This is a genomic window from Okeania sp. SIO2B3, from assembly GCF_010672525.1.
Classification (GTDB): Bacteria; Cyanobacteriota; Cyanobacteriia; order Cyanobacteriales; family Microcoleaceae; genus Okeania.
Genome location: NZ_JAAHGH010000224.1, coordinates 1 through 2,451, shown reverse-complemented (window position 1 = coordinate 2,451; position 2,451 = coordinate 1). Strand labels below are relative to the sequence as shown.

The following is a 2,451-nucleotide window of genomic DNA, read 5'->3' as shown; positions in this document are numbered from 1 at the left end:
GGCAGTGGATGTCTCAGCAAGTACACAAAATTGAAGTCCACTAAGAATGGACTTACTGAATACCCCCGTGTCAAAGAAGGTAAACGCTCTCCCAACATTCCTCAACATTGGTATTGGAATTACCGTTGGCAAAAGAAGGGGAAAAACGGCAAACCTTTATACAAAGCAGATGGTAGTCCCGTTACCGAATGTATTTATTGTCCTCAGAAGAAAGTTCGTGTAGTCGAGCGTGCGATCGCTGCCCAACTACCACATCGCCAAATCTTAGAAATCATCAAAGGCGACAACTCCCCACCCACATAAATTTTCACCACTACACACCCCAATACAACAACCCATCACTTCTGAAAATTTTTTAATCACTGAAAACTTATGAATTTACCATCAGTAGCATCTCAAACAAAACTGCTGCAACCCTCATGGTTACAGCAGCAGAACCAAAAAATGGAAGAAGATAAACAATTATCTCTGAACCTCATTGTAGCACCATCACAAATCCCACAACTCAGAGATTACCAACTCCAAGTTATTGACGATCTATATCAACTCCGGCAGAAAAATTATCGTCGCATACTTATCGTCGCCCCTACTGGAGCTGGAAAAACTATAATTGCTGCTTCCTTCATCTATCAAGAGTATTCAAGTGGCAAAACTATATTATTCATCGTTCATCGTGATGTGCTGATCAAGCAAACACTAAATAAATTTGCTAACTTCGGCATTGAATGTGGAGTCATTGCCGGAGGCTACAAAGAAACTCGCAACGCCTCTGTTCAAATAGCCAGCGCTCAAACTCTCAGTCGAAGGAAAATTAACTGGTTTACCCCCAACATTGTATTAATAGACGAAGCACATCAAACCGCTTGGAACAAAGTAGTACAGAGACAACTAGAAAATTATGAATCTAGCAACACTACCTTTATAGGTCTCACCGCTACTCCCTGGAGACTATCAAAACGAGAAGCAATGTCTGACATATTCGATACCCTCATAGCAGCTCCAACTCCAGGAGAACTTATCCTCAAAGGATATCTTGCACCCCCAATCTACTACAGCGTAGATGGTGCTGACCTCAAAGGCGTAAGAACTATTGCCGGAGAATTTAACAACTCTGACTTAGAAGTTCTTTGCAATGTACCCGAAGTAGTTAATTCCATAGTTTCTGAATGGAAACGGTTAGCTCAAGGTAGATTAACCATTGCTTTTGCTGTGAATGTAGCCCATGCAAAAGCGATCGCTACTGCCTTCAATCAAGCTGGAATCGCTGCTGCAAGTGTAGACGGCACTATGCCAACCAAACAACGAGAAGTAATTTATTCACAATTAGAGTCAGGACTCATCAAAGTCTTAGCAAGTTGTGAGGCATTGGGAGAAGGTTTTGATGTCCCTGCCATTTCTTGCGTTTTATTATGTCGTCCCACTAAATCTAAGGCTAAGGCGTGGCAACAAATAGGCCGTGCGGCAAGACCCTTTCCAGGTAAATATGACTTCTTAATTCTAGACCAAGCAGGGATAATCAAACAATTTGGTTTCATTGAGGATACCACAACATTTACCCTGGGGAAATCTGACTACACCCCCACTGGTGTAGCTCCCACAAAAACTTGTCCAAGTTGTAGTGCCATAAATCGCAATTTTGACAAGGTGTGTAGCTGTTGTGGTTATCAATATCCAGCAGCACCATTACCTAAACTTTTGCCTACTCAAGAGTTCAAACTACTACGCTGCACGGCAGATAAGGTCAAGCAATATCGCCATTATCACGAATTGCTCACAGAAGCTTATCATCGAGGACTCAAACCTAATTGGGCAGATAAACAATACCAAATACATTATGGATACTGGCCTCCCTACAAATGGATGCACGGTGCCATATTTGGATCACAACCTACTGTGGCTGACAAGATTGCATATCAAAAATATTTGCTCCGTCTGATGAAAGCCGACGGTCAGTGTATAGGTTGGGTCGAACACCACATGAAGATGATTTTTGGCGATCAAACATCCGTTCCGCTCCGTGATAACTACGTTTAGCTACGCTATCGCGTGTGAATTTCAGGTTTAAAAGAAAAAACCTACAGAATTCACAGCCCTGTAGATTCAAAGATATAAAAATTAAAAACTTATGAATCAATTATTACACAAACATCAAAATTCTGCAACTACTACCCTAATCTCCACTGTCCAAACTTCGCTAGTGGAGGAGGTCTAAAATGGATTGGAAAATATTTAATCGCCACCCCAGAGCCTCAGAAATAGCAGAAGGTTTAGGAATTATCCCTGCTAACTTGGCATTAACACCAGTAAGGGAAAAACGCCCCTACAGAAGTAACTGGCAACATGAAGAGCCAGTTAGTAGGGAAGCGATCGCTACTGCCATAACCCAAGGGCAAGATTTAGTCAGCAAAAAAGGAAAACCCTACACTGGATATGATTCTGGATATGGGGTAA

3 protein-coding genes are annotated in these 2,451 nt (G+C 41.9%); all 3 read left to right on the top strand.

Going from position 1 to position 2,451, the window contains the following annotated elements; all coding sequences use genetic code 11:
* A partial coding sequence (locus F6K15_RS37760; RefSeq protein WP_293071208.1) for a hypothetical protein occupies window positions 1-303 on the top strand: 303 nt, incomplete at its 5' end.
* Between the two features lie 69 nt (window positions 304-372).
* The gene (locus F6K15_RS37755; protein ID WP_293071206.1) at window positions 373-2,034 is read left to right on the top strand and encodes a DEAD/DEAH box helicase; all 1,662 of its coding nucleotides are present in this window, start codon (window positions 373-375) and stop codon (window positions 2,032-2,034) included.
* Between the two features lie 179 nt (window positions 2,035-2,213).
* A partial coding sequence (locus F6K15_RS37750; protein WP_293071140.1) for a hypothetical protein occupies window positions 2,214-2,451 on the top strand: 238 nt, incomplete at its 3' end.